18 protein-coding genes and 2 tRNA genes are annotated in these 25,612 nt (G+C 34.5%); 11 read left to right on the forward strand and 9 right to left on the reverse strand.

The window, feature by feature from the left end:
- Nucleotides 1–255: 255 nt before the first annotated feature.
- The 3 genes from FKR84_RS06310 to FKR84_RS06320 form a co-directional block, all read right to left on the reverse strand.
- A tRNA-Pro gene (locus tag FKR84_RS06310) sits at nt 256–330 on the reverse strand.
- Between the two features lie 73 nt (nt 331–403).
- Nucleotides 404–486: transfer RNA gene (locus FKR84_RS06315), tRNA-Ser, on the reverse strand.
- A gap of 121 nt (nt 487–607) precedes the next feature.
- On the reverse strand, nt 608–1,858 hold the full coding sequence (locus tag FKR84_RS06320; protein ID WP_141421458.1) for an NAD(P)/FAD-dependent oxidoreductase: 1,251 nt from the start codon (nt 1,856–1,858) through the stop codon (nt 608–610).
- A gap of 36 nt (nt 1,859–1,894) precedes the next feature.
- Between FKR84_RS06320 and FKR84_RS06325 the strand changes: the two genes are divergently transcribed.
- Genes FKR84_RS06325 through FKR84_RS06335 form a run of 3 tightly spaced genes read left to right on the forward strand, consistent with a single transcriptional unit; the run spans nt 1,895 to nt 4,846 of the window.
- Complete coding sequence (locus FKR84_RS06325) at nt 1,895–3,454, forward strand: HAL/PAL/TAL family ammonia-lyase (protein ID WP_394348478.1); 1,560 nt, start codon at nt 1,895–1,897, stop codon at nt 3,452–3,454.
- A 2-nt stretch (nt 3,455–3,456) separates the two neighbouring features.
- Nucleotides 3,457–4,200 (forward strand): 3-oxoacyl-ACP reductase FabG, encoded by a 744-nt coding sequence (fabG, locus tag FKR84_RS06330; RefSeq protein WP_141421459.1) that lies wholly within the window; start codon nt 3,457–3,459, stop codon nt 4,198–4,200.
- 49 nt (nt 4,201–4,249) lie between these two features.
- Complete coding sequence (locus tag FKR84_RS06335) at nt 4,250–4,846, forward strand: hypothetical protein (protein WP_141421460.1); 597 nt, start codon at nt 4,250–4,252, stop codon at nt 4,844–4,846.
- A 119-nt stretch (nt 4,847–4,965) separates the two neighbouring features.
- On the opposite strand, the gene FKR84_RS06340 is transcribed toward FKR84_RS06335, so the two are convergent.
- Nucleotides 4,966–6,348 (reverse strand): NAD-dependent succinate-semialdehyde dehydrogenase, encoded by a 1,383-nt coding sequence (locus FKR84_RS06340; protein WP_141421461.1) that lies wholly within the window; start codon nt 6,346–6,348, stop codon nt 4,966–4,968.
- Between the two features lie 140 nt (nt 6,349–6,488).
- Between FKR84_RS06340 and FKR84_RS06345 the strand changes: the two genes are divergently transcribed.
- From FKR84_RS06345 to FKR84_RS06370, 6 genes are all read left to right on the forward strand, one after another.
- Nucleotides 6,489–7,085 (forward strand): Crp/Fnr family transcriptional regulator, encoded by a 597-nt coding sequence (locus FKR84_RS06345; protein WP_141421462.1) that lies wholly within the window; start codon nt 6,489–6,491, stop codon nt 7,083–7,085.
- Between the two features lie 71 nt (nt 7,086–7,156).
- Nucleotides 7,157–7,444, forward strand: coding sequence for a hypothetical protein (locus FKR84_RS06350; protein ID WP_141421463.1), 288 nt, complete (start codon nt 7,157–7,159; stop codon nt 7,442–7,444).
- Nucleotides 7,445–7,840 (forward strand): group III truncated hemoglobin, encoded by a 396-nt coding sequence (locus FKR84_RS06355; protein ID WP_141421464.1) that lies wholly within the window; start codon nt 7,445–7,447, stop codon nt 7,838–7,840. It abuts the gene before it with no gap.
- Nucleotides 7,841–7,902: 62 nt separating this feature from the next.
- Complete coding sequence (locus FKR84_RS06360) at nt 7,903–8,256, forward strand: DUF488 domain-containing protein (protein ID WP_141421465.1); 354 nt, start codon at nt 7,903–7,905, stop codon at nt 8,254–8,256.
- Between the two features lie 4 nt (nt 8,257–8,260).
- Nucleotides 8,261–8,716: a hemerythrin domain-containing protein gene (locus FKR84_RS06365; protein ID WP_141421466.1), complete on the forward strand. Its 456-nt coding sequence runs from the start codon at nt 8,261–8,263 to the stop codon at nt 8,714–8,716.
- Nucleotides 8,717–8,902: 186 nt separating this feature from the next.
- Nucleotides 8,903–9,130 carry a hypothetical protein gene (locus tag FKR84_RS06370; protein WP_141421467.1) on the forward strand — a complete coding sequence of 76 codons (228 nt, stop codon included), beginning with the start codon at nt 8,903–8,905 and terminating at the stop codon, nt 9,128–9,130.
- A 75-nt stretch (nt 9,131–9,205) separates the two neighbouring features.
- Here the strand turns inward: FKR84_RS06370 and FKR84_RS06375 are convergent, their stop codons facing one another.
- From FKR84_RS06375 to FKR84_RS06395, 5 genes are all read right to left on the reverse strand, one after another.
- Complete coding sequence (locus tag FKR84_RS06375; RefSeq protein WP_141421468.1) at nt 9,206–10,078, reverse strand: phosphatase PAP2 family protein; 873 nt, start codon at nt 10,076–10,078, stop codon at nt 9,206–9,208.
- 8 nt (nt 10,079–10,086) lie between these two features.
- Nucleotides 10,087–12,357, reverse strand: coding sequence for a translocation and assembly module lipoprotein TamL (gene tamL, locus FKR84_RS06380; protein WP_141421469.1), 2,271 nt, complete (start codon nt 12,355–12,357; stop codon nt 10,087–10,089).
- Nucleotides 12,358–12,370: 13 nt separating this feature from the next.
- The gene (locus FKR84_RS06385; RefSeq protein ID WP_141421470.1) at nt 12,371–17,473 is read right to left on the reverse strand and encodes a translocation/assembly module TamB domain-containing protein; all 5,103 of its coding nucleotides are present in this window, start codon (nt 17,471–17,473) and stop codon (nt 12,371–12,373) included.
- Between the two features lie 443 nt (nt 17,474–17,916).
- A complete protein-coding gene (locus FKR84_RS06390; RefSeq protein ID WP_141421471.1) occupies nt 17,917–18,579 on the reverse strand; it encodes a response regulator in 663 nt (220 codons plus the stop codon).
- A 1-nt stretch (nt 18,580) separates the two neighbouring features.
- On the reverse strand, nt 18,581–20,470 hold the full coding sequence (locus tag FKR84_RS06395; protein WP_141421472.1) for a tetratricopeptide repeat-containing sensor histidine kinase: 1,890 nt from the start codon (nt 20,468–20,470) through the stop codon (nt 18,581–18,583).
- Between the two features lie 181 nt (nt 20,471–20,651).
- Between FKR84_RS06395 and FKR84_RS06400 the strand changes: the two genes are divergently transcribed.
- Both FKR84_RS06400 and FKR84_RS06405 read left to right on the forward strand, forming a co-directional pair.
- Complete coding sequence (locus FKR84_RS06400; RefSeq protein ID WP_141421473.1) at nt 20,652–24,203, forward strand: metallophosphatase; 3,552 nt, start codon at nt 20,652–20,654, stop codon at nt 24,201–24,203.
- Nucleotides 24,204–24,443: 240 nt separating this feature from the next.
- A complete protein-coding gene (locus tag FKR84_RS06405) occupies nt 24,444–25,478 on the forward strand; it encodes an AI-2E family transporter (RefSeq protein ID WP_141421474.1) in 1,035 nt (344 codons plus the stop codon).
- Nucleotides 25,479–25,612: the final 134 nt, after the last annotated feature.

A 25,612-nucleotide genomic window follows, 5' to 3' on the forward strand; every position in this document is an offset into this window, starting at 1 on the left:
ATTTTTAATTCAATTGTAAATATATAGTTTTTTTGATAAATAGAAAGTTGTTGTTTTTTGATTTTAAGTTGTTTGACGCAAATCGCGTCATTAAAAATAAATCAAAAAGAGGTAACCGAATAGGTAACCGAATAGGTCACTTTCTATTTATTACTAAATAGAAAGTTCTTTACTTTCTAAAAACAAAAAGACCTGTAAATCAATGACTTACAGGTCTATTTGGTACTATTTATAAGTATTTATAAATGAGTAAAGTCGGGGTGGCAGGATTCGAACCTGCGACCTCCTGCTCCCAAAGCAGGCGCGATAACCGGGCTACGCTACACCCCGATAATGGTTATCTGTTTGCGAGTGCAAATATAAAATTAAATTTTACTTTTGCAAAACTCTTTAAAAAAAATTGCGGAGAGACCGGGATTCGAACCCGGGCATCCAAGAAGGATGACAGCTTAGCAGGCTGCTGCATTACCACTCTGCCACCTCTCCGAAAATTATGAACTTACGCATTTTATTTTGCGACTGCAAATGTAGGCTTTACTTATCTTCTTACCAAAATTTTTTACTATTTTTTTAAAAGCTAATTTCCATTTCACTGGTAAGCAAGTTTTTAAAAATTAATTTTCTTATTTTTATCTTCTAATCTAATCAAGTTTGCTACATTTTTAATAATAGAAGTATGTTTACGCACAAACGGATTGGTATGATCCCAAACATAGCCTGCCAACACCGCACAAATTTGTTGTTTTATTTGATTATTCGGGTTTGGGTGTAAAATTAATTTTTGCAAATTTCCGTTATACCATTCTCTTACATAACTTTCAAAAACAGCTGTTCCTTTATTAATATAATCTTCATAATCTTTTTGCCAATCTACTTTTTCGTTTTGTAATTCTTTTAAAATTAATTTTGCCGCACGAAGGCTAGACTCGGTTGCAAATGCAACTCCCGAAGAAAATATAGGATCTAAAAATTTGGCGCTATTTCCGGTTATCACAAAACCTTTTCCGTAAGTTTTGCTTACATTCTTAGCCATATTATTCACCTTTTTGGGTATAAACAAAAACGCTTGGTTTATAAACTGCTCTTTAAAATTTTTAGAATAAGAAAGCATTTCTCTAAAAGCTGTTTCCAGATTATCAGAAAATTGCGAAAACCAATTATTTGGTCCTACAAAACCTATACTGGTATTACCATTGGAAAATGGAATGTACCAAAACCATACATCTCTTTCTATAACTTCAAAGGTAATTTGCGCACCCTTCTCCCCTTCTGGGCGTAATATATCTCTTACTTGGGTAAAAATACTAGAATGTTGTGCGAGATTTAACGGCGCATCCAAATCCAGTTGTTTTGCCAACACGCGTCCAAAACCACTGGCATCTATTACAAAAGAAGCTTCTATTTGCTTTGTTTCGCCATCCTTTTCTACTTCGGTTACAGAAGTGGTATCCGCTAAAAATGATACTTTATTAATTTTGGTGTTGTAATCAATTTTTACGCCTTTTTGCTGGCAGGCTTCTGCCAAAACATTATCAAAATGATCGCGTGGCACTTGCCAGGTGTAATTCCAACCTTCTCCAAATTTTTCGGCAAAATCAACTAATCCTACCGTATTGTTTCTAATAAATTTAGCTCCTTTTTTAATTTGGTAATTTTGCTTTTGCAAAGTATCTAAAAGTCCGGCTTCTTTAAAGTTTTCCATACAGTGCGGAATCAAACTTTCGCCAATTGTATAGCGCGGAAATTTGCTTTTTTCTACAATGCTTACCTGTATTCCTTTTTGTGCTAAATAAGCAGCAGCAACTGTACCAGCAGGTCCCGCACCTATTATCAAAACATCTGTTTTTTCTTTCCTCATTCTGCTTTATTTGCAAGCCAAAAATACTACATTTGTTTGCGTAATTTAGCTTTACTTATAATTATCCCAATGTCGCAACTTAAAAACACTTTATCATTTAAAGATTTTACGGCTATAGTGCTAAAAAATGAGTCGTTTAATATTTCTGAAGATCATTTCAATAAAGTAGAGAAAAGCTTTCTTTTTTTAAAGCAATATGCAGAAGATAAAGTTATCTATGGCGTTAATACGGGTTTTGGACCAATGGCGCAATATAAAATTAACACGGCAGACCAAGTTCAGCTTCAATATAATCTTATTAGAAGCCACGCTGCGGGAAGCGGAGAAACTTTAGCGCCAAAATATGCTAAAGCCATTCTTCTGGCGCGCCTAAATTCGCTTATATTAGGAAAATCGGGCATTCATCCTTCGGTAATAAAAAGCATGCAAGATCTTATCCGTAAAGACATACAACCGGTAATTTTTGAGCACGGCGGCGTTGGAGCTAGCGGAGATTTAGTACAATTGGCGCATTTAGCGTTAATGCTTATAGGCGAAGGAGAGGTTTTTTATAAAGGAAAAATACAGTCTGCAAAAACTGTTTTTGCGCAAGAAAAAATTAGCCCTATTCCTATAAAAATACGCGAAGGTTTGGCTTTGCTAAATGGCACCTCTGCAATGACTGGTATTGGGTTGCTTAATGTTTTTAATGCAAAAAAATTACTGAATTGGTCGGTTTTTTGTAGTTCGGTTTTAAACGAATTGGTAAGCGCGTTTAACGATCATTTTTCAAAAGAACTCAACACTGCCAAGTTACATTCCGGACAACAAAAAATTGCCAAAAAAATGCGTTTACATCTTAAAGATAGTAAGCGCATAAAAAACAGAAAAGCACATTTTTTAAAATTAAACGATAGTCAGGTTTTTGAAGATAAAGTACAAGAATATTATAGTTTGCGTTGCGTTCCTCAAATTTTAGGTCCGGTAAAAGATACTTTAGAAAACGTAGAAGATATTTTGGTGCGAGAACTTAATTCTGCCAACGATAACCCGATAATAGATGCCGATAATGAAAATGTTTTTCACGGCGGAAATTTCCACGGCGATTATATTGCTTTAGAAATGGATAAGCTTAAACTGGTTGTAACCAAATTATCGATGTTGGCAGAGCGTCAACTCAATTTTTTGGCCAACGAGAACCTAAACAAAATTTTGCCAGCATTTGTAAATTTGGCTAAACCCGGTTTAAATTTTGGTATACAAGGCGCGCAGTTTACCGCCGTTTCTACCACAGCAGAAAACCAAACTTTATCTACTTCTATGTATATTCACAGTATTCCTAACAATAACGATAACCAGGATATTGTGAGTATGGGCAGCAATGCAGCATTGCTTACTAAAAAAGTTATTACCAATACTTATGAGGTAATTGCGGTAGAATTGCTCGCTTTGGTGCAAGCTTTTTATTATTTGGAAGAAGAAAAAGGCTTTTCTGACAAAACGCTTACAGAGATGAAAAAATTAAAAGCTTTTATTCCTCGCTTTACGGAAGACAAACCCGTTTCCGGTTATATTAAAGAATTAAAAGAATACCTTCTGCAAAAAAATCCTTATTAAAAATGGCAACAGAAAAAAAATATGCGGTGGTTAGCGGTGGTTCACGCGGTATTGGCAGGGCAATTGCGTTGCAGCTGGCAAAAGATTTAAATTACAATATTTTACTTACCTATTATTCTCAAGAAGAAGCTGCTAAAAAAGTCTGTAAAGACATTGAAGATTTTGGCCTGCAAGCCAATGCTTTACAAATAGATGTTTCGCAACGTGATACCACAAGAAAAGCCTTAAACCAATGGCAAACCGAAAATTCTAGCGCTGTCATAGAAGTTCTGGTCAACAACGCGGGTATAAGAAACGATGGTTTGTTTGTATGGCAAAAAGACGAAGCTTGGGATAGTGTTTTAGCTACAAATTTAAACGGATTTTATAATCTTACGCAAGCTTTACTGGAGCCAATGTTAAAAGCAAAATTTGGTAGAATTATAAATATTGTTTCCCTTTCGGGGGAAAAAGGCAATGCGGGACAGGTTAATTATTCTGCTGCCAAAGCCGGCGTAATTGGCGCTACCAAAGCTTTGGCGCAGGAAATTGCCAAAAGAAAAGTAACCGTAAATGCTGTTGCTCCGGGTTTTATAAAAACCGATATGACCAAAAATCTAAACGAAAAAGAATTAAAGAAAAGCATCCCGGCCAACAGATTTGGCACACCAGAAGAAGTAGCAAATTTAGTGAGTTTTTTAGCTTCCGAAAAGGCAAATTATATTACAGGACAAGTTATTCATATAAACGGCGGAATTTACTCCTAACAGCTTCTCTATTTTAAAATTCGTATATTGGACTAAAAATACTACAACTATGAAAAAATTAATTATTACCGGATTGGTTTTGAGTGCAAGCATAATTGGCTTTGCTCAAAATAAAAAAGTTTTACCTAAAGAAATTCAGATTAAGATGGCCACACAAGTAGCTCCAGAAGAAGACAGAGAAGGCGCTAAAGTCTGGGGTTATAACGAAGAAGGAGAAATGATTGTTTTACAGAAAGGAACCAATAACTTAATTTGTTTGGCAGACGATCCCAATAAAGAAGGCATAAAAGTGAGTTGCTACGGCAAGCAGTTAGAACCTTTTATGAAAAGAGGTCGCGATCTTAAAGCAGAAGGAAAAAAAAAAACAATGGAACTTCGGGAAATACGTGAAAAAGAAGCAAAAAGCGGCAAATTAAAAATGCCCGATGCACCAAGTATGCTTTACATCTTAACCGGGGCTGAAGAAAATTTAAATATGGAAACGGGCGAGTTAAGAGAAAGCGATATACGTTATGTGGTTTATACACCATTTGCTACGTTAGAATCTACCGGTTTGCCGGCAAAACCACACAAACCCGGTATGCCCTGGTTGATGGATCCCGGTACACATCGTGCGCACATAATGATAACGCCACCTAAAAAATAATTTGTTGGTTAGGTGACTTTCAATTAAAAAGCCGATTTAAAATTGAGTTTGTTATTTTTAATTAACAAATTCTTTTTTAAATCGGCTACTTTTTCTTCCGTGAAAACGGTTATAAAAAATTAACTATTTAAAGCCATAATGGCTTTTGCATTTACAAATTCTTTCATTCCAAAACCGCCGTGTTCTCTACCAAAACCAGAGTTTTTTACGCCACCAAAAGGCATATTGGGTTGTGCTAAACCAAACGAGTTGATAAATACCATTCCAGTATCAAAATGATGCTTGGCAAGGTCTATAGCTTTTTCTTCATCTTTACAGAAAATTCCGCCACCTAATCCAAATTTACTATCGTTGGCAATTTTAAAAGCATCTTCTTGGTTTTTAGCTTTTATAAGCGAAGCCACCGGACCAAACAACTCATCATCGTACGCGGGTTGCTCTGGTTTTACATTTTCAAGAACTGTTGCCGGATAGTAATAACCGGTTTCATTAGGTATTTTACCACCGCAAAGTATTTTTGCGCCTTTTTCTACACTTTTTTCTACTTGTTCATGCAATTCGTCTCGTAAATCTTTTCTTGCCATCGGACCAATCTTGGCATCTTTGCCGGTAGGATCGCCATAACTTATGTTTTTCATTTTTTCTACATAAGCATCTCTAAATTCTTCGTAAACTTCTTCTACTATAATAAAACGTTTGGCGGCCACGCAAGTTTCGCCATTGTTATAAATTCTCCCCGCAATACAAGCTTTTACTGCTGTTTCTATATCGGCGTCTTTTAATACAATATATGCATCGTTAGATCCTAATTCTAAAACAGATTTTTTTAATTGTGCACCGGCTTTTTTACCGATAATTTTACCCGCATCCGGACTTCCGGTAAGGGTTACGCCACGTACCAATTTGTTTTCAATTACTTTATCAGATTCGTCGTGGTCTATAATTAAGACTTTAAAGAGGTTTTTTGGTAAGCCTGCTTTTTCAAAAATCTTTTCTAACATAAGCCCGGTTCCGGTTACATTAGCGGCGTGTTTTAATAATACGCCATTCCCGGCCATTAAATTGGCAATGGAGTAGCGTATCACTTGATAAACCGGAAAATTCCACGGTTGTATTCCGTAAATAACTCCTATTGGAGAATAGGTTATTACTCCATTTCCGCCATTAGGTAATTCGCGCTTCTCGTCTTTTAAATTTTCGGGACCGTTCTTAGCCGTCCATTTGCAAATTTGCGTACATAAGTCTACTTCTTGCTTACTGTGTTTTAGTAGTTTCCCCATTTCTTGGGTCATTAGAGAAGTTAGTTCTTCTTTATGCTCTTGTAAAGCATCTGCTATTTTTTCTAGGTAAGAAGAGCGTTCTTCTGCGCTTTTTGTTTTCCAATTTAAAAAAGCTTGATGACAATCTTCAACTGCTCTATTGGTATCTTCAGAAGAAAAATACGTATAAGACTTTATCTCTTTTTCAGTAGCTGGGTTGATTGTTTTAAAGGTATTACTCATAATTTTTTTCTTTGAATTTAATAAGAACTCCTGGTCTTTCTTCCCAAAAAAATGTTATTAAACAGTATTTTAAGGTTCGTATAAACAAAACCTCCTTTAGCCAATTCTATTTTTTTAACTTCACCTAAAAATTACTACTGATGATTTCTGCAACAGAAATAACAAAATTTGGAGCCGAAAAATTAAGTTTTCAAAAAGATGAGTACATTTTCAGAGAAGGCGAAAAAGCTCTATATTACTACCAAGTAGCTTCGGGAGATGTAAAAATGAATAATTATCACGAAGATGGCAAAGAATTTATACAAGCCATATTTTCTGCTCCCAGAAGTTTTGGAGAACCACCACTTTTTGCTGAGATAGGATATCCTGCAAATGCCATTGCAGTTACTAAAGCAGAGGTCTACCGTATTCCTAAAAAAGAGTTTTTTAAATGGCTTTTGGCAAACCCATCTGTACATTTGCAAGTAAGTAAAGGGCTAGCCACGCGTTTGCATTATAAAGCTATAATGGCATCAGAATTATCACAACAAAATCCGGAAAACCGTATACTAAGAATTTTAGATTACCTTAAACAACAAGCTAAATATTCTTCTAATGAACACACATTTAAAGTTGATTTAACCCGCCAACAAATAGCAGATTTAACCGGTCTGCGTGTAGAAACAGTTATTAGAACAATTAAAAGTTTGGCCGCTAAAGACCAAGTGAAAATTATTGAACGTAAAGTATATCGATAATAGCTTGCTTATGATTCCAGTCATAAAATAAAACAACCCAAGCCTCTTAACTTTGTAAAAAATATAAAGTTATGGAATTATATAAAAAGATATTTTCAGATTTTGGTAGTGAATATTATATGCATGCTACTTTGGGTATCATTCTATCCAGTTGTTTGGGTGCTGCGGCAGCTATGTTAATTTTAACCAGCGGACACCAATTGCCCCAAATGGTGCAATTGTTTTGGATTACCGCAGTTTGTATGAGTTTTAATGCTGCTGTTTTAGCAAACGTGAAAAAAGACATTGTATTTACTTTGTTAATAATAAGCCTTATTAGTAGCGCTTTGTTTATATTGTATCACGTATTTACTTTATAAATGGAGAATAAAAAACCTATAGAAAACATAAGAGATATACAGCTTTTGGTAGATACCTTTTATGCAAAAGTTAGAGAAGATTCTTTGCTCGGACCAATCTTTGAAGACGTTATTAAAGACAATTGGGACGTGCATTTGGCAAAAATGTATAGCTTTTGGCAAACTGTTTTACTAAAAGAGCGCACCTATAGAGGCGCGCCATTTGTACCACACGCAAAACTTCCTATTGCCAAACAACATTTTGACGCTTGGTTAAAACTCTTTCATGCTACCTTAGCAGAAAATTTTGTAGGAAAAGCCGCAGAAGAAGCTAAATGGCGTTCTGAACAAATGGCTCTTATGTTTCAAAATAAACTAAACTACGATAGAGACCGGCAGTCTTCGGCTCTTATGTAAAAGAAAGTATAAATTTTAGCGCGTTTATCTATTCTTTTTTATCTTTTGCTAAAAATTAAAGCATGAAAAGAATAATAACTAAACGCGTTTACGACGATGCCGCTCAAAACGATGGATACCGAGTGTTGGTAGATAAAATTTGGCCACGCGGAGTAAGTAAAGAGGAAGCAGATTTAGACGAATGGAACAAAGACGTAGCGCCTTCTGATGATTTACGGAAATGGTTTGACCATAAAGAAGAACGTTTTGACGAATTTAGTAAAAAGTATAAAAAAGAATTAAAAGATAATCAAAAGGAAGAGCTCAAGCGTCTAAAAGATGTAACAAAAGAGCACCAACTTTGTTTGCTTTTTGGCGCAAAAGACCAAGAACATCACCAAGCCGTTGTATTAAAAGAAATTTTAGAAAACCTATAAGTTTATGCCTCCTATAAAACGCGCCAAAGAAATTCAAGAATTTAGTAGAGAACATCACCACGGTCTATTATTGGGCTGGAAAATTAAAACCGGCCTTTCTAAAAATGTTGCTCCAGAACGTATAATTAGTTATATCAAATGGTTTTGGGATAATCATTTAGAACAGCATTTTAAAGAAGAAGAGCGTTTGCTTTTTCCTATTTTAAGTAAGGATCATCCGTTGATTAAAGAAGTCTTAAGTCAGCACGAAGAAATAGAAAACCGCGTTAAAAATATGCAAGCTTCCGCGGAATTTTTAATGGATTTTAAAACCTTGCTAGACAAGCATATTCGTTTTGAAGAACGGGAGGTTTTTATGAAAATTCAAGAAGAAGCCACACAAGAAGAACTTCAAAAAATAAAAGAATTACATAAAGAAATAGATTTTGTAGAAAACACCGAAGACGAATTCTGGTTATAAACCTAAATGGTGTAAAAATTCTCCAAGTTTTAATTTTCAAGTCAATTTAAAGACTGTTTGTTTTGTATCCGATTATTTTCGGAAAGAGGTTTTGCAAATGAAGTTTCTATTATTCTTTAATTTTTATAGCAAGAAAGATAGGTTGAAAGCAAATTATAGTCTTACTTTTACCGAAAATTTATAGAAATGGGCAGTTTTGTTAAAGTAAGCTTACTTAAAAATGTTGTTTTTGCCGCTATTTTTGCAGGCTTATATTTTAGCCTTCAGGCATTTTCTAAAATGGAGCAAACCTACGTCTTAATAATAGCTGCTTTTGCTGCTGTATTATTGAGTCCGCGTTTACGGAAAACACAAACTTCAGAAGGAGAGAAAATTCAGTTATTCTGGCTGAATAAAAAAGTTTATGAAGCATAGAAAAACTTCTGTTGCTTGTTTTTAACTTTTATTTCCGTAAAGCCAGAATTATTCCGTAAAGAGAATAAAAAGAAATTAAAACACGCCTCTTATACCAATAGAGCCGGCACCTAACTGAAAACGCCAAGAGATTTTATTTCTGTTTTCCCGTAAGATTTGCGCATCAGATTTCATATTTTGATCCAAATATTTATCTACAGTATCTACCACGGCAACTGTAATAGCAAGGCTTAAAGCTACATCTGTTAACCAATGTGCGCCGGCCCACAATCTAGAAACCGGAGACACTAAACCACCGGCAATTAATCCCGCTTTTGCCCACGGATTGTCAAATTGTTTAGAAAGCGCATAAAAAGTAGTAAACGATAAAATGGTATGCCCCGAAGGAAAAGAGTGATATCCGCCTTCGCTACTAAATGGTTTAAAGGTAAACTTGCCGCCAGAAGAAGGCCTGGCACGACCTATCGCGGTTTTAGAAATAGTTTGTATTAAACCTGCTGCGCTGGCAGAAGTGATCATTAAAATTCCTGTTCTGCGTAGTACTTTGTTTCGGGTAAATAGACCTACTAGATAAAGACCGCCATTTACGCCATAATTGTTTTGCGGACTACCAAAATACCAACCAAAATCTTTTATTAAGTCTGGTACGCTGGCGTCTTGTCTTTGAAAATAATCGTTGGTTTTTGTATCTAAAATATTCAAAGCGGCCGTGCCTAAAACCACTCCGGCTGCTTTTGCCCAGTCGTCTTGTTTCCACTGGAAAGGTCTGGAGTAAACATGTTTAAAACCGCCAAAAGCCAAAGAGGCATCGTGTTTTGCCAAATCCCATATTCTGGGTTGCTCTTCCTTTACGGAAGAATTTGTAGATAAACTGTCTAAACTTGTTTGTGCAGACAACGAAAAATTGTAGGTAATTAACAAGAGAAAGAGTAAAAATGTATTTTTCATATAATTTTTTAGAATGGATAACCGATTGCAAAATTAAAAACTGGCGAGTCATAATCAAATTTCCAAGAAGAATTTGGCTCTTTTAAAGGTGCGGCCAAATCAAACCGAATTACAAAGCCTTGAATATCTACCCGAAGACCAAAACCGGTTCCTATACCTAATTGTTTATAAAAATCTGATGTAAATTTACCTCCCGGTAAGGCTTCGTTTTCTTGGGTTAACCAGACGTTGCCGGCATCTGCAAAAATAGCTCCATTTAAATATTGCACAATAGGAAAACGGTATTCTACATTTGCTTCTAGTCTAATGTCTCCCGCTTGATCAAAATAGCCACTTTCTGCATTTTCTGGTTCGTAAGTTCCCGGACCTAATCCTCTAATTTTAAATGCCCGAACGCTGTAAGGCCCGCCAGAAAAATATTGTTTTACAAAGGGCAGCGCATCTGAGTTAGCGTAAGGTAAACCCAAACCACCAAATAAACGCCCTACCAAAACTTGTCCTTTGTTATCTAATTTTAAATGGTAACGTAAATCTACATCTGTTTTTGCGTATTGTGCATATTTTAAACCTAAAAAGGTTTTTGCTCCATCGTTACTTTCTTTCCCAAATAAACTTACTGTATTACCGGCAATATCAAAATTTAGGTTGAAATACAAACTACCTACTTTAGACTGATCTACTAACTCATTATACGTAAAAGAATAGGTTAGTCCGGCAATAAATTGCTGCTCAAAACTTTGGCGTAAAAAAGGATTTTCTTCCAAAACTTGTTCAAATTTATCGCTGGTTTTACCTAAACTTACGTAGTTAATATTTATAGGATTTAATTGGTGGGTGACGTATTTGTTGGCAGCCCACAAATAACCAAAAGAAGTGGAATACGATTGTAATCTATATAGTTGTGTACGGTTTAGATAATCTGCGCCTACTTCTATCTTTGTTTTAGGAATGGAATATTTGAACCTGCTATGCAAATCTATCGGAAATAATAAACGCGGGAAGGTAAGCGAAGATTTTGCTCCCAGTTGCAAGCTAGTGCTCCCTTCTGAAATACCGCTCCCAAACTGTTTTTCGTAACCAAAACTAGTATTTATACGCAGCAATTCTCCTCCTTTAAATAAATTGCGATTGGTGTAGGTTACGCCCAAACCGGGACCGGCAAAATTATTAGATTTTGTAACGCCTTGTAGTTCTAAACGTATGGACCTTTTATTTAAAGGTGATAAATAGATATTTGCATCTAAGCGTCGTTGACCATTTTTGGTTACACTATCTTTTTCTACGTATTCTATATTTACAAACTTGTATGTACCAATATTAGATAATCTTCTACTGGTATATTTAGATTTGGTAGGATTATATTTATCACCGGGTTTTATAAGTAAATAAGGCGCTAATCTTTTAGGTTTAAAATAAACCTGATCTTGAACAAATTTTATACTGTCTACGATGGTAGTATCTTTAAAATCTTTTTTTTCTTCTACAGAATAGTTTGGATATACATTTACTTCATCAATTACATAAGGCACTAAAGATTTAGAAGGAACTTTGCTCTTTAAATTCAAAAACAAATCAAACCTTCTTTTATCATATCGATTGGTATCTGCTTCAAAAATTAAAAAATCGCCATTAAAATTGTAGTACCCGCTTTCCTTTAAATAATTATCTATACGAACGCGCTCTGCTTTCATCGCGTCTAGGTTAAAACGCATGTTTTTCTGAAGATGTGTATCTGCTAAAGAATTTTCTATTTTATTGTATAGTGCCAAACTGTCTAACGTATCTCGCTCTACAACATATTTTTCTATACGATAAGGTTTTGCAGTTTTTACGGTATAATCTACCGTGGTAGTTTGCGCAGCGCTATCTTTTTTTATTTCTGAAGTAACCCTACTACCAAAAAAACCGTTGTTATTTAACCTGTTTAAAATTAAATCTTCTGTAGAATTTATATCTACATCTTCAAAATAAACCGGTTCTTGTCCCAACTTTTTAGCTAAAAACTTATTGATAAAACCCGACTTTTCTTTTTGACCTTTATAATAAAAATAAAGCTTAGGCCGCATTCCTAAAAATTTAGCGTTGGGCTTTGGCTTCAATAAACCCTGTAGCATAGTTCTGAGTCCGTTGCGGTTTTTAATTTCTATTGTATCGTTAAAAGCAATAGTCCCACCGGTGTATAAGGTTTTTTCTTCGGGTATGTATTTTTTGACACTACAAGCAGAGAGTATTAAAAGCGTACTTACCAAAATCAAGTATTTTAAGCTAAGTATTTTCATAAATGATAGACTACTATTTATCTTCTTTATTGGTTACAGCTTTATTATTTGCCGTTTCCCCCTCTTTTTTTTCGTTTTCCTTTTTCTCTTCTTCTTGTTCTTTTTTCTTTTCTTCTTTAGCGCTGCCGTCCCACAACTCTTTAAACTTATTAAACTCTCTGGTAAAAATAAGCGCAATTCCGCTAACAAAAACTTGACCGTCTATAACGTTTTCATATTCACTTTTTCTAAAACCTTTTAAACGCCATCTTCCATCTTCTGTAAGGAGATATTCTATACTCACATTTCCAATTACCGGATTGGCTTCACCCGGTCTCCTGTCTCCTTGTACATTTACCTCACTACCGGCTTGTACTACTACTCTATCGTTAAATAATTTCTTTTTTGCACTTATGGCCAAGTCTGTTCGGTTCTGGGCGGTTTGTCCTTGATAATCTGTATACGAATTAACTCCAAAATTCAAATCTATCCCGGTATCGCCGGTAAGTCTATCTGAGAACATATTTAATTGGTCTGATAATGCGTCGTTTAGATTATCGCGCGCCATAGTGGCAATACCTCCTTGGCTGCCATCGCTGCCAGACTCGGGATAAAACTTATTTAAAACCAATAAAGAAAATACTTGTTTATTGAGTTGGTCTTCTTGCTGATTTAATTGTCGCACCCTACTGTAAACTGAACCGCCAATAGCGCCGCGTTCATCTTCGGGCATACCCAAATTAAAGTTAAGTTTTGGTCGCATTAACTCGCCGTCAACATTTAAGTAAACCAAAAATGGCAAACGTTGTTTATACCTGTTTTTTACTTCTATACTTGCGCCGGCAGTTTGCGAAGCCATTAAAGAAGAGGCAGATGTTTGTACTTTATAAATGGCTCTCACATCTAAATTGGCGTTGGTAGGATCTCCTTGCCAAGTAACGCTACTGGACGGATCTAAATCGAATTCTCTTTTTACAAGACCGTATAAATTCATTTGGTAATGGCCACCAGATATATCGTATTTTCCGGTTAAGGTGGTACGACCGTTGCGAGCAATGCTAAAAATTAAATCGCCCTGCCCTACTATTTTTAAATTATCATCTGTTTGCTCATTAATAATAACATTAAATGTAGCTTTTGGTTCTATATTCAATTTTGTTCTGAGCTCAATTCCGGTTATAACCGCAGCAGATTTACTTTCATCTTGACGTGTTAAAATATTGTCTGGATTTTCTTTATTTACAAAAATAACTATACCGTCACGCTTCTCAATGCTTAACTGCGTTTCTGGAATTACATAGGTTAAATTGGTTTCTTCTCTTATCGTTAAGGTAGCTTCTACCACCGGAAAATTTAAATCTCCCGTTATATTTGCTGCGACATCAAAAACCGCTTTCCCATAATATAAATCATTGTCTTCCTTATCGGAATTTAAAGCGGTAAAATCTTTTGCTTTTAACTTTAAATCAAACTCGGGGTTGGTAAAACTTTCTGTAAGAATATCGCCGTCTATGCTAAAATTATTACCGCCTGCATCTTGTATAGTAAAGCTGCTAAAATAAATACCATCGTTATCAATATTAATACGCTCTTCTGCCAGCCTGAATTTTGAATCTAAGCGTTTTACATTAAAAGCTGCATTGTTAAAAGCCAGATATCCTTTATAGTTTGGCTCTTTAGAAGTACCGGTTAGTTTTATTTTTCCTTCCAAATTGCCTTCGGTATTTTTAATTTGATCTGGTACAAATTCTTCTATTGCGTGCAAGGCAATTTTATTGATGTCTAAAGAGAGGTCAAAAGAAGGCGTTTGTGCTGCTGCTTTATAATTTCCGTTAAAGTCTATATCTACTTCTTCTCCTTTAATACCGGCATCTACCACATAAGTATTATTGCTTTGCGATTCTGCCTCTAGCGATAAAACACCTAGTTTGCTATTGAACATAGTAAAATCGTTAATCTTTAAATCTGCGGTAAAACCAGGTTTTTTAAACGGATTTTCAAAAACTACTTCGCCATTAACATTACCTTCTATTAAATGTTCTTGCGGATTTAAATAGGCCAGAATGCTGGATAATTTAAAACTGTCAAATTCTAAGCCCCAATCTTTCGCATTTCTTTCCGTAAAGTTTTTAATTTCTACCTGCTGCGTGTTTTGGGAGAGCACGAAATTGCTAAAGTCTAATTGTTTCTCGCCAAAAACTATTTGGTTAGCAGTATTTATCTGCCAATCTTCTTGATTTAAAATCAACTCTTCCGGCAAAATTTTAAAAATGCGTTTGCTGTCTTTGCCTTCTAAAACAGAATGAATAGCGTAAAGTTTTCCTTCATCCGTAAAGGACTCAAAATTGAGGTATAATTTCTCGTCTTTAAAATTAGAATTTATTTTGGTTTGCGGCAGTTTTGCGGGACCGGCTTCTATAGCGGCAAAAGCTGCATCAAAATTTGCTTTCTTGCCATCAGAATTTAAGGCAATGCCCAAACTGTCTACTATGTTTTCGTTATACTCTAAATACGGTAGAGAAATATCTGCTTTTAAATTGTGTTTTGCTTGATTAAAGGCAATATTAGCGCGCAAAGTATCCATACGCTCCAAACCATCTAGAAAAACCTCCGAAATAATTGGTGTGTCGTGAAAACGTAAATCTAATTTTAAGTTTACCGGGTTTTTGAGCTCTCGTGCAAAAACCGTATCTTTTTCAAAATAATGTTCTACATGCTGCTGCAAGGCTTTGCCAATTTGTTGCGGATTGGCATTAGAGTTTAAAGTGGCATTTAAAAAACTACTGTTTACCGCAACTGCAGTGCTGTCTTTTTCTACATTGGCATTTAGGTAAACATCTCCCAAATAATACGGTCTATTGTCATAAACCACCACGCCTTCATTAATAGCCGTTTTTAGTTTAAAATCTTCTGCATTACCTTTAAAATCTGCTGTTACTTTTACTTTAGAACGTATTTTCTTTTTAGTAATTCCTAAAGTGTATAAATCTGCGCCTTTTACATTTATAGTCGCATTAACTTCTGGCGCAACGGAGTCTAATTTTACATGCGAGTCTAAGTCGAGATTAAGATTATCGTCTTTAAAACGCATAGCTACATCGCCTTCTCCATCTTTAATTTTGCCACTGAGTTTTAAGGCAGATAAATCATATTTATTATAGGTTAGCTTAGAAAATTCTGAATTTAAAGTAGCATCTAAATTGTTAAGGTTATCTCCTTTTCCTTCGGTTTTTAAGGTTAAACTTATTTTCCCTAATTTTTCGTTTTGTAAGATTTCACCTAAATCTAGTTCTACAATTTCTATAGTAGAATCGAATGCAATTTGGCCTTGTTGATTAAAAGAACCTTGCACATTTACAATGCCGTTCGTAGTTGTTAGGCGTGTATTGGTAGTAAAATTGTCTAATTGGCCTTCAAAATTGCCTGTTAATTCTATGTTTTGCGGAATTGCAATTCCCAATGAATCCGGATTTACAAACTTGGCCAACTCATCTTGCGTGGTGCTTGCCGAGAATTCATTTATATCTAAATAAAGCTTTTCAACTTGGGTAGGATTATTTACAAATCCGCGTAATTTTATTTCGGTAGATTTACCCCAATTCAACTGCATACGTTTAATTTCCGCTTTAGCTAAAGAGCCGTTTACTTTTATTCTTCCGCTAATTGGCTGGTTTGCCAATTTTACAAACATTTCATTTTGTTGCAATTCTGGCGCAAAAATATAGGCCTCTTGCGCATTTAATTTAATGTTACTTAAATTTGCGGTAAATTGAGCATTTTCCGGTTTTTCTATAAACTCTTCTAAACTAGAAAAATTGATTTGTAGATTGGCGGCAAGCTTACTTTTTTGCGTCGCCAAATTAAAATTAGAAACCTTAAGCTTGTTTTTATCTAAATTGGCCGTAAAAGCCAATTCTTGCAACTCAAAACCACTGGCTTCATAAAAATTAAGCTCGTTTATCTGCAAATTAGCTTTCCCGTCTTTGGTTAAGCCAATGTTTTCTGCCAACAAAGTAAAATCCGTAAGTTGTATGGCATTGGGGTTAAATTCTCCCTTTCGTGGGAAAGCATCTTTCTGTTTATAACAAATAGCGTTATTTTCTAAAGCAATTTCTGCTATACCTACTTGCCATTGCGGCCATTGAAAAGTTTCTTCCTGTTTTTTCGGCAGTTTTTCTTGGACATCTTTTTGCATTTTGGTGGTATCTATTACCACACTTATATCTGAATTTTGAAGACCAAAGTTTGCTACCTCTATTTCTTGCGCTTCTAGATTGGCTTTTGTTTGTGTAATTTTAAAATTTCGTATTTCTGCTAGAGCTTCCAAACCTTGCGGCGGAGCATTGTAATAAGCCGATAGATTTTCTACCAAAAAATCGTCTACGAGAATATGCGGCAAATTTCCGGTAGAAGTAGTATCTGTACTTTCTATAGGTTTGAGTTGTTGGTAATTTACATTGGTGTTTTTTAGTTGAATAGACGCCAAATGAAATTTCATCTTTTCTAAATCTATATCCTTTCCTTCTACCAACAACTCCCCCAGGTTAAGTCTGGCATCCATCCCGCTTACGGCATCGCTATAATTAACTTTAAAATTTTTTAAATTAATACTGCCAACAGAAATTTTTGGTGGGCCGCTTTCTTTTGCAGGTTTTGCGGCTGTGGTATCGCTGGCAAAAGCATCTATTAAAAAAGAGTAATTAAAACCGTTTATAGAATCTTTTCTATACACATTGGCGGTAAGACCTTGCCAATCTACATCGTCTATACTTATAGGATTTCCTTTAATTATGGGAAGAAGCGGAACTTCGGCTTCCAACTTTTTAGAATATAGAAGCGTGTCGCCTTTTTTGTCTTCAAGATATAATCCGTCAAGGCTTAAATTACCAGAAAAGGTTATAAAAAGCTTTTCTATTTCTACTGTCGTGTTGGTTTTGTCACTTATATAACTGGTAACTTTATTTACAATAATATTTTGCCCCCACGGACTTCTTATAAACAATAAAAGCAGAATTATGAGGATAAGCAGACTCAGGAAAATTTTTCCTAAGATTTTTAAAACTTTTTTTATTTTGGCGGTTCGGGTATTTTTCTTTTCGTTTTCTTTCACGCTGTATTGCTCACTGCTGTTTTCCAAAAATAAGCTACAAATTGGTATGGCAGCGGTTAATACTGTTTAATTTACGTTAAAATTCTACTGAATAAAAGAAAAAAATGGTTACTGCAAAAATCCAAAAATTTTACCCCAATATAATTTTTGGCACATTTAGTAAGCATCTGCAGAAGTTGCTTTAAGTCCTAAATGCTAAAACGTCACAGTCTAACTAGTTGACAATGCAGTAACCATTTAAACAAACTAAAACTTCATTTAGTATTGTCTCAAAGATATTGAGACTTTAGTTTATAGCCTTACGGTTTTCCGTAATTGGATGAAAAAATATAATTTTTTTTAAGAAATTTTTAACGAGACAGGCTTCACCTTGCTGTTTATAAGACATTTTAGGGCTATTAACTACACATAGATATAGATTTTTTTCGGTTAAACCGAAGAAAATACTCCTAGAAAAATTCCGTAAAGAACTAAATAATACCTAAATCTTTTGCTTTTGCGATAAGGTTAATGGTGTTTTTTGCTTTAAAATGAATCTTAAGACTATTTAATCTCTTTTCAATAGCGCTTACACTGTTTGGCTTTAAATTTCTCTTTTTAAGTAAGGTAGATATTTCGTGGTGGCTATAACCTTTTTCTACCAGCATTAGCAATTCTAAATCGAAGCTTTGTACTTGTAGGCTTTCTTGATTTAGCGCCGCATCTACGCTGGGAGAAAGGTATATTTTATTTTGGTAAACCTGCGTAATTGCTTTTTTAAGATCTTGTATATCCTGCCTGCCTTTACATACATAAGCGTCTATTTTATAGGAGTCAAAAAGCTGTTTTACTTTCTCTGTCCGGTCTTCTATTGAAAATGCAATGGTTTTTATGCTAAAATCTTCCTTTTGAATGGCACGCAGCAAATCGGTGCCATTTTTGAGATTTTGTTTTCTAAAGTCTTTTTTGAAATTAAGATCTGTTATAAGAAGGTCAAAAGCTTGGTTTTCTAAATTTGCTTTTTTTAATTTTAGAAAAGCATCATCGCAATATTGCACAAAGTCTATATGAGTGATTCCAAAATCTGTCAAAGCTATTTTGACGCCTTCGTTTATCATCTTTATATCTTCTGCAACCAAGACTTTTTTAAACATATTATTTCTTTTTCAATAAGCTAATTTTAATTTCAACCCCACCTGAAAAAAGGTTTATAATTTTTATTTTACCACCATTTTCTTTAACGCGATCTTTTACATTTTTTAGACCATTTTCTATTATGCTGCCATCGTTTTCGTAACCTTTACCGTTGTCTCTATACACAAAATTTATTTTATCTTTTTTAGCTTCAAAATTTAGAAAAACCAGATCTGCTTTACTGTGTTTTTTCATATTGGTCATTAGTTCTTGCACAATACGGTATAAAGTAATTTTATTTTTGGGTTCAAAATTTTTAAAGGTTTTTTCTTCCAAATTTTTTACTATAATACTCGCATTTTGGTTTTGATAGCTATAGATAAGATTACTTAGATTCTCGCTAAAATCTTCTAAGATTTCTAAAGAAGAATTTTGTCTGGCAATATTTCTGGTCTGTTCATATATTATTTCTAAACGGTCTAACACTTGTTGCTTAGAGAGTTTTTCTTTGTGTTCTAGCGTGTTTATAAGCTGGTAAACCTCGTTAGCTACTTCATCATGTACTCTTTTAGATAGTTTATTTTCTGTGTCATAAACCGCTATTTCCTTATTTTTTTTATGGCGGTTAAACATCACAATATAAAAACCAATAGTTAATACCACCAATAGAAATATGATAAAACCTACAATTAAATTAGTGTATTTTTGCCGCTCTATTTGTAGTTCTTTTTTGGTAGTTTCTCTTTCTAATTGTAAAATGCGCTTTTTGCTTTGCTCTCCCCTATACCTTATTTGCGCATATTTATCTGCTTTACTAATATTTATTTTATGTAGACTATCTAATAAATGAATATATTTTTCGTAGTATTTATCTTTATTGGCTATCTGCGGTAAACTATGCATAAGTTTTAATCCACCTAATCTTAACGATAAATTATCTGACGAATCTAAAATTTTATCGATGTATTCTTTTGCTTTTTCCGGATTAGAGTCTCTGTAAAATCTAGCCAAATACTCGTAAACATAACCAAGGTTAGTGTCAAGTTTTTTTCGTAATCGCAGTGCTTCCTGTAAGGCTGGTAAAGCTTTTTTTCGGTTTCCTATTTTGGTATACGCATTTCCTAAAAATGTTAAAATACGCACTCTGCTTATATTTTCGTCTTGAAATTCTTCTGACCTAAGCAACGTATTTAGCAGATTAATTGCCTTTTTATATTTTTCTTGGTATATATAAATCTTTGCTAGGTTAATTTTAACTTGCTGGGCATATTTAGATTTCGGTGCCACCGCTATGGCTTGTTCATACCAATAAGTAGCTTGCTCGTATTTTTCTAAACCCATAGCGCTATAACCTAATACATTATAGGAAGAAATAAGATAAACAGCTTTAGTATTGGGCGGTAAATAATTTAAGCCTTCTATAGTTAATTGTTGTGCTGTAAAATAATCGTTTTCTTTATATAAAATTTTTCCTAAAGAAAAATAGGCTTTTGCTATTTCTAAACTATCGCTAAGATTTAAGTACTGGTCCTTTGCCTTATTATAATAAAAATAGGCGCTATCGTATTTTTCTTGTAGTCTATAATAACGTCCATATTTATAAGTAGACTCCGCAATTAGCTTTTTACTACCACTATTTTCTGCAAAAGTTGCCAAACTGTCTAACATAGCTTTATAGCGATGGGCAGAAACTTCACGGTGCAAAATTTCATATTTGCGGCGTTGAGCAATATAGGCTCTATCAAAATTGGCTACTGCTAGAGCAACTTCCAATGCTTCGTTAATGCTGTCTAAATTCTTAGAATTTTCTATGGTAGCAGTAGAAAACAGTATTGGTTTACTTGTTTTCTCTTTTTTTTCACACGATAAAAAAAGTAGTATAAAGCTAAGAATATAAAATAGCTTTCTCATTTTGTAAGAAGTTAGTTGCTTCAAAAATAAAAAATAACTGTTTACAATACATATAAAGTAGAAAACTTTTTAACGTTTTATTGGTATTTGCTTTTTTAAAAAGTTATAATGCGTTAAAAATAAGCTTTCCTTCCATTTTTTTTTTAAAATTAGCCAGTCTAATATTCAATTATAATTCTAGATGAAAAAAACTTTCTTATTTTTTCTGTTAATAAGTGCTTTTCTCGTACAAGCACAAGAAAAGGAAATTTCTAAAAGCATTTATTTTACCGCAAATACCGGTATCGAAAAAAATAGTAAAGCAGATAAAATTCTTAAAGCAATTGTAGAAGCTTCTCAAAAAGATAAAAATGCTGCTTTTGTTGCTATAGGTAATATAACCCGAAACAATGGCTATTTAAAAGATGCTAAAGCCAGAAAAAGCGAAGAAGAGTTTTTAAAACGCTCGTTGATGGAGCCGTTAGAAAATTTTAACGGAGAGGTAATTTATACACCCGGATACCACGAATGGAATAAAGGAGGCCATAAAAACCTAGATGATCTCGAGTCTTATTTGCAAGATAACAGCAAAGCAGAATTCTGGCCAAACGACGGTTGCCCTTTAGAGCGGGAAACCTTAAGTGATCAGGTAGAATTGGTAATGGTAGATTCGCAATGGTTTTTAGAAGATTGGGACAATTACCCATACATTAATAACAAATGCGAAATAAAAACCAGAGAACAATTCTTTACGGAATTTAAAGATGAACTCAAAGACGAGCAGAATAAAACGGTTATTGTAGCCGTGCATCATCCGGTTTTGAGTGCTACTCGCAAAGGTTTTTTTGGCAGAATGGGCGGTTTTTCTAAACAGAATTACTACAACAATACCATGCAAGATTTGGTTGGCAGATTAGAAACCTTGGCCAGCCAATTTGAAGATGTAATTTTTGTATCGGGTAATCATAAAAACTTGCAATTTTTAGAAGACGATGGCATTCCGCAAATAATAAGTGGCGCAGTAGCAACCACAGAAAAAACGAGACCCGAAACAGATAAAGGCTTTTATGGAAGCAACGCTCACGGCTTTGTTAAATTAAATGCCTATAAAGACGGTAGTTCTGAAGTAGAAATCTATGAATTGGAACCAAATGGAGCAAAAAAAGTTTATTCTAAAGAAATAAAAAGTAAACGCGGAGAGCTGGAAGATTTTACATACCATCAAAACAGTGATTTTGGAGCTACGCACAAAGCTTCTATTTATACCAAAGAAGAAACCGATAAATCTGGTTTTTACACTTGGGCTTGGGGAGAACATTACAGACCTATTTACAGCAGAAAAATACAAGCTCCGGTTTTATTTTTAGACAGTTTGCCACATAATCTTCGCGCTTTACGTGCCGGCGGCGGAAACCAGTCGCGTACTTTACGGCTTATAAACGATAAAGAACACGAGTATAATATTAGAGAATTGCGTAAAAGTGCGGTTCGTTTTATACAATCTGCCATTCCAGATCATTACATACGCGATTATATGCGCAATACTATTGCAGAAGATATTGTACAAGATTTTTATACAACTGCACATCCTTATGCCCCGTTTGCTGTAGGAGATTTATTAGATGCAATTAATATCTATCACGCTAATCCTGAAATTGTATATGTTCCTAAACAAGAACGCTTAGGAAGGTTTAACGAAACCTATGGCGATAAACTATATATGTTTGAAGAACACGTTGGCGATGAAAATAAAACATTTGAAACTTTTGGCGATGCAGACGATATTTTAAGCACCTCAGATATGCTGCTCGAAATAAGAGATGACAATCAAGCAAAAATAGACGAAGATTTATATATAAGAGCCAGATTATTTGATATGCTTATTGGCGATTGGGACAGACACGCAGACCAATGGCGATGGTCTAAATTTGAACAAAAAGATGGTACAGAATTATACAAACCAATTCCAAGAGATAGAGATCAGGCTTTCCCAAAATACGACGGGCCAATAATAAAACTACTAAAATTTGGCGTGCCACTCATACGGCCAATGCAAACTTATTCTGGCGAAGTAAAAGATGTAAAATGGCTTAATCATGCAGGTTACTATTTAGACAAAACCTTTATAAATGAAGCCAGTTGGGAAGATTGGAAAGCCCAAGCAGAATATTTACAAACCCATCTTACAGATGATGTAATAGATAATGCTTTTGGAGACCTTTTACCAGATGTGCAAGATAAAAGTATAGAAAGCATAAAATCCTCTTTAAAGCAACGACGCGATAATATGCTTAAAATTACCCGCGATTATTATGATTATTTCAAAAAACACGAAGTAATTGTCGCTACAGACGAAGATAGCAAAGTAAATATTATTAGAGAACCAAACGGTATTACCAAAATCACTATAGAGGAGGAAGATAGACGTATTTTTGATAACCAATATGATAAAGAAAAAACCAAAGAAATTTGGATTTACAGTTTAGATGGTAACGATACTTTTACTGCTTCGGGCGAAGGAAGTCAACTTATTAAAATAAAAGTTTTTGGCGGAGAAGAAAACGACACCTATAATTTTGAAAATCGCAAGCGTATAAAAGTTTACGATTATAAATCTAAAGAAAATACCTATAAAAATGTTGGTGGCAAACGTTTAACAGATTCGTACGATATTAATAATTACGATCCGCAAAAGCGAAAATACAATCAGAATATTGTGTTGCCAAGCATAGGTTTTAGCTCAGACGAAGGTTTTAAAATTGGCTTAACAGACCAGTTTACTACTTATGGTCTAATGCGTAATCCGTTTACAACGCAACATACGGTAACTGCCAATTATTATGCCGCTACCCAAGGTATAGAATTAATGTATAACGGAGAGTTTGCGCATATCTTTTATAATTGGAATTTTGGATTAGACGCACGCTTTACCAGCGATAAATATGCAACCAACTTCTTTGGTGTAGGTAATCAAAGCACTTACGACGAAGATGCAGTAAGCAAAGATTACAACCGTACCAAAATTAAACAATGGCATATTGCCCCATCTTTACTCTATAAAGAAAACGAGACTTTTACAGCTCATATCCAAGCGCGTTTAGAAAGTCATGAAGTAGCCGACAAGGACAACGGCTTTGCACAAGATTTCTTTAATGCCGGTAATGATGTTTATGAGCAGCAACTTTATGCAGGCGGAGAAGTAGGCGTTAATTTTAACAATAAAGGAAGTCTTATTGGCTACCCAAGACGCGGGATGGAGTTAGACCTAAAAGCCGGTTATAAAAGTACAATAGAAGAAAATTACGATAATCAGTTTGGTTATATAAAACCAACCATCTCTTTTGTTTACCCTATTCACGAAAGTGGTGCCGCAACTTTAGCTACTATAGCTAAAGCCAATTTTATTTTAGGCGATAATTACGAATTTTACCACGCCGCAAGAATTGGTGGTAACGAGAGTTTACGAGGGTATAGAAACGAGCGATTTTTAGGAAAATCCTCCTTTTTTCAGAGTACAGATTTGCGTGTCGGCATAACCAAATTTAAAACCAATTTTGTGCCAATACGGGTAGGAGTTTCTGCCGGTTTTGACTACGGAAGGGTTTGGGTAGAAAACGATACTTCAGAAAAATGGCATAACAGTTATGGCGGTTCAATTTTTATTAATGGTTTTAACGCGCTTACAGCAAATATTGGTTATTACAGAAGTTCAGAAGATCAACGAATTTTATTTACCTTAGGTTTTAAATTTTAAAAATTCCTAAGAGCGTGCTTTAACCTACTGTCTAAAAATTTGTAAACTTGGCAGGGCAGCAGGTTTTATAAAAAAGAAGAACTACCGCGAGTAACTAATTAATTTGTTACGTTAAGATTAGCTTAATTGTTAATTTATAAAAAAATAGAATTTCTAACTTGTAGTTTGATTTCCGTAACGAAAAAATTAACCAGCAAGTATCTTTTCGGTTTACTGAAAGTAATAATTAAAAATCAACATGTGAGCGACCATAAAATACATATATCCGGAAATAAAACCATTAAATTTTTACTTTTAATTAGTTTAATCTGGCTAATACTCACCTATGCTTCAGGATTAATATTGCCTTTGGTAGTAGCAATTGTAATTGCCACTTTACTGAATAAACCAACCGAAAAAATGAAATCTTGGGGTTTTCCCAAATGGTTGGCAATTAGTATTTCTATGTTGTTATCTATTGTCTTCTTTACTTTACTATTTTGGCTAATTAGCACACAGGTAAACAATATGGCACAAGATTGGCCTACCATAAAAGAAAAAGCTTTACAGAAATACCACGTTTTTAGTACGTGGATGCAAGACAGATTTCAAATAAATCCTAAAGAAACTTTTAACGAAAACGTAAATTTCTTTGACCAAATACAAAAATTGGCAGAAGGCTTTTTGGCTTCTGTTTCCAATGTGATTTCTAATTCGTTTATAATTTTGATTTATGTTATTCTTCTGCTTATGCAGAAAAAGCTTTTTATAGGTTTTTTCAAAAAGTTGGTAAACAACAACCAAGGCGCATCAAAAATTTTAAAAGGTTCTTCAGAAATTATTAGCGGTTATCTTTTTGGCAAAGGAAAAATAATGTTTCTCCTAGCTATTCTTTATTATGCTGGTTTTAAAATTGGTCAAGTTCCCTTTGCACTGTTTTTAGCTCTATTTGCAGCTTTATTTTCTATAATTCCCTACGTAGGAAATATAATAGGCGGCGGCGTTGCAATAATTTTATCGTATTTATATGCCGGTGGCGGTCCGGCGCTCACGGTTCTAGGAGTAATTATGGCTGCACAACTTTTAGAAAATTACGTTTTAACACCCTGGATTATTGGAGATGAGATAGATTTAAATCCGTTTATTACCGTTTTTGGCGTTATCCTCTTTTCGGTATTATGGGGAATGGTAGGTGCTATTTTTGCCCTGCCGTTGGTGGGAGTGTTAAAAGTGCTTTTTGAAAACACCAAAAATTTAGAGCCCTACGCCTATTTATTAAAAAAACAAAAAGAATAAAAGTTTCTATTTAAAACTTTTATTATCTTCTTACAAAACTGCTTTTCCTATCAAAAACCTTCTAAAGGCTAAATAAGACTTAAAACCGATATTTCGGTTTTGTTCTTCGGTTAAAACTAAGTATCTTTAGACTG

Origin of the sequence: Haloflavibacter putidus (assembly GCF_006546625.1) — a bacterium.
Taxonomy (GTDB): Bacteria; Bacteroidota; Bacteroidia; order Flavobacteriales; family Flavobacteriaceae; genus Mesonia; species Mesonia putida.

Bases quoted from the DNA above. Each gene is read 5' to 3' on its own strand.
- FKR84_RS06370 (WP_141421467.1), top strand. From the start codon at position 8,903: ATGGGCAGTTTTGTTAAAGTAAGCTTACTTAAAAATGTTGTTTTTGCC.
- FKR84_RS06375 (WP_141421468.1), bottom strand. From the start codon at position 10,078: ATGAAAAATACATTTTTACTCTTTCTCTTGTTAATTACCTACAATTTT.
- FKR84_RS06355 (WP_141421464.1), top strand. From the start codon at position 7,445: ATGGAGAATAAAAAACCTATAGAAAACATAAGAGATATACAGCTTTTG.
- FKR84_RS06340 (WP_141421461.1), bottom strand. From the start codon at position 6,348: ATGAGTAATACCTTTAAAACAATCAACCCAGCTACTGAAAAAGAGATA.
- FKR84_RS06400 (WP_141421473.1), top strand. From the start codon at position 20,652: ATGAAAAAAACTTTCTTATTTTTTCTGTTAATAAGTGCTTTTCTCGTA.
- FKR84_RS06395 (WP_141421472.1), bottom strand. From the start codon at position 20,470: ATGAGAAAGCTATTTTATATTCTTAGCTTTATACTACTTTTTTTATCG.
- tamL (WP_141421469.1), bottom strand. From the start codon at position 12,357: ATGAAAATACTTAGCTTAAAATACTTGATTTTGGTAAGTACGCTTTTA.
- FKR84_RS06350 (WP_141421463.1), top strand. From the start codon at position 7,157: ATGGAATTATATAAAAAGATATTTTCAGATTTTGGTAGTGAATATTAT.
- FKR84_RS06365 (WP_141421466.1), top strand. From the start codon at position 8,261: ATGCCTCCTATAAAACGCGCCAAAGAAATTCAAGAATTTAGTAGAGAA.
- FKR84_RS06320 (WP_141421458.1), bottom strand. From the start codon at position 1,858: ATGAGGAAAGAAAAAACAGATGTTTTGATAATAGGTGCGGGACCTGCT.
- FKR84_RS06335 (WP_141421460.1), top strand. From the start codon at position 4,250: ATGAAAAAATTAATTATTACCGGATTGGTTTTGAGTGCAAGCATAATT.
- FKR84_RS06360 (WP_141421465.1), top strand. From the start codon at position 7,903: ATGAAAAGAATAATAACTAAACGCGTTTACGACGATGCCGCTCAAAAC.
- FKR84_RS06345 (WP_141421462.1), top strand. From the start codon at position 6,489: ATGATTTCTGCAACAGAAATAACAAAATTTGGAGCCGAAAAATTAAGT.
- fabG (WP_141421459.1), top strand. From the start codon at position 3,457: ATGGCAACAGAAAAAAAATATGCGGTGGTTAGCGGTGGTTCACGCGGT.
- FKR84_RS06390 (WP_141421471.1), bottom strand. From the start codon at position 18,579: ATGTTTAAAAAAGTCTTGGTTGCAGAAGATATAAAGATGATAAACGAA.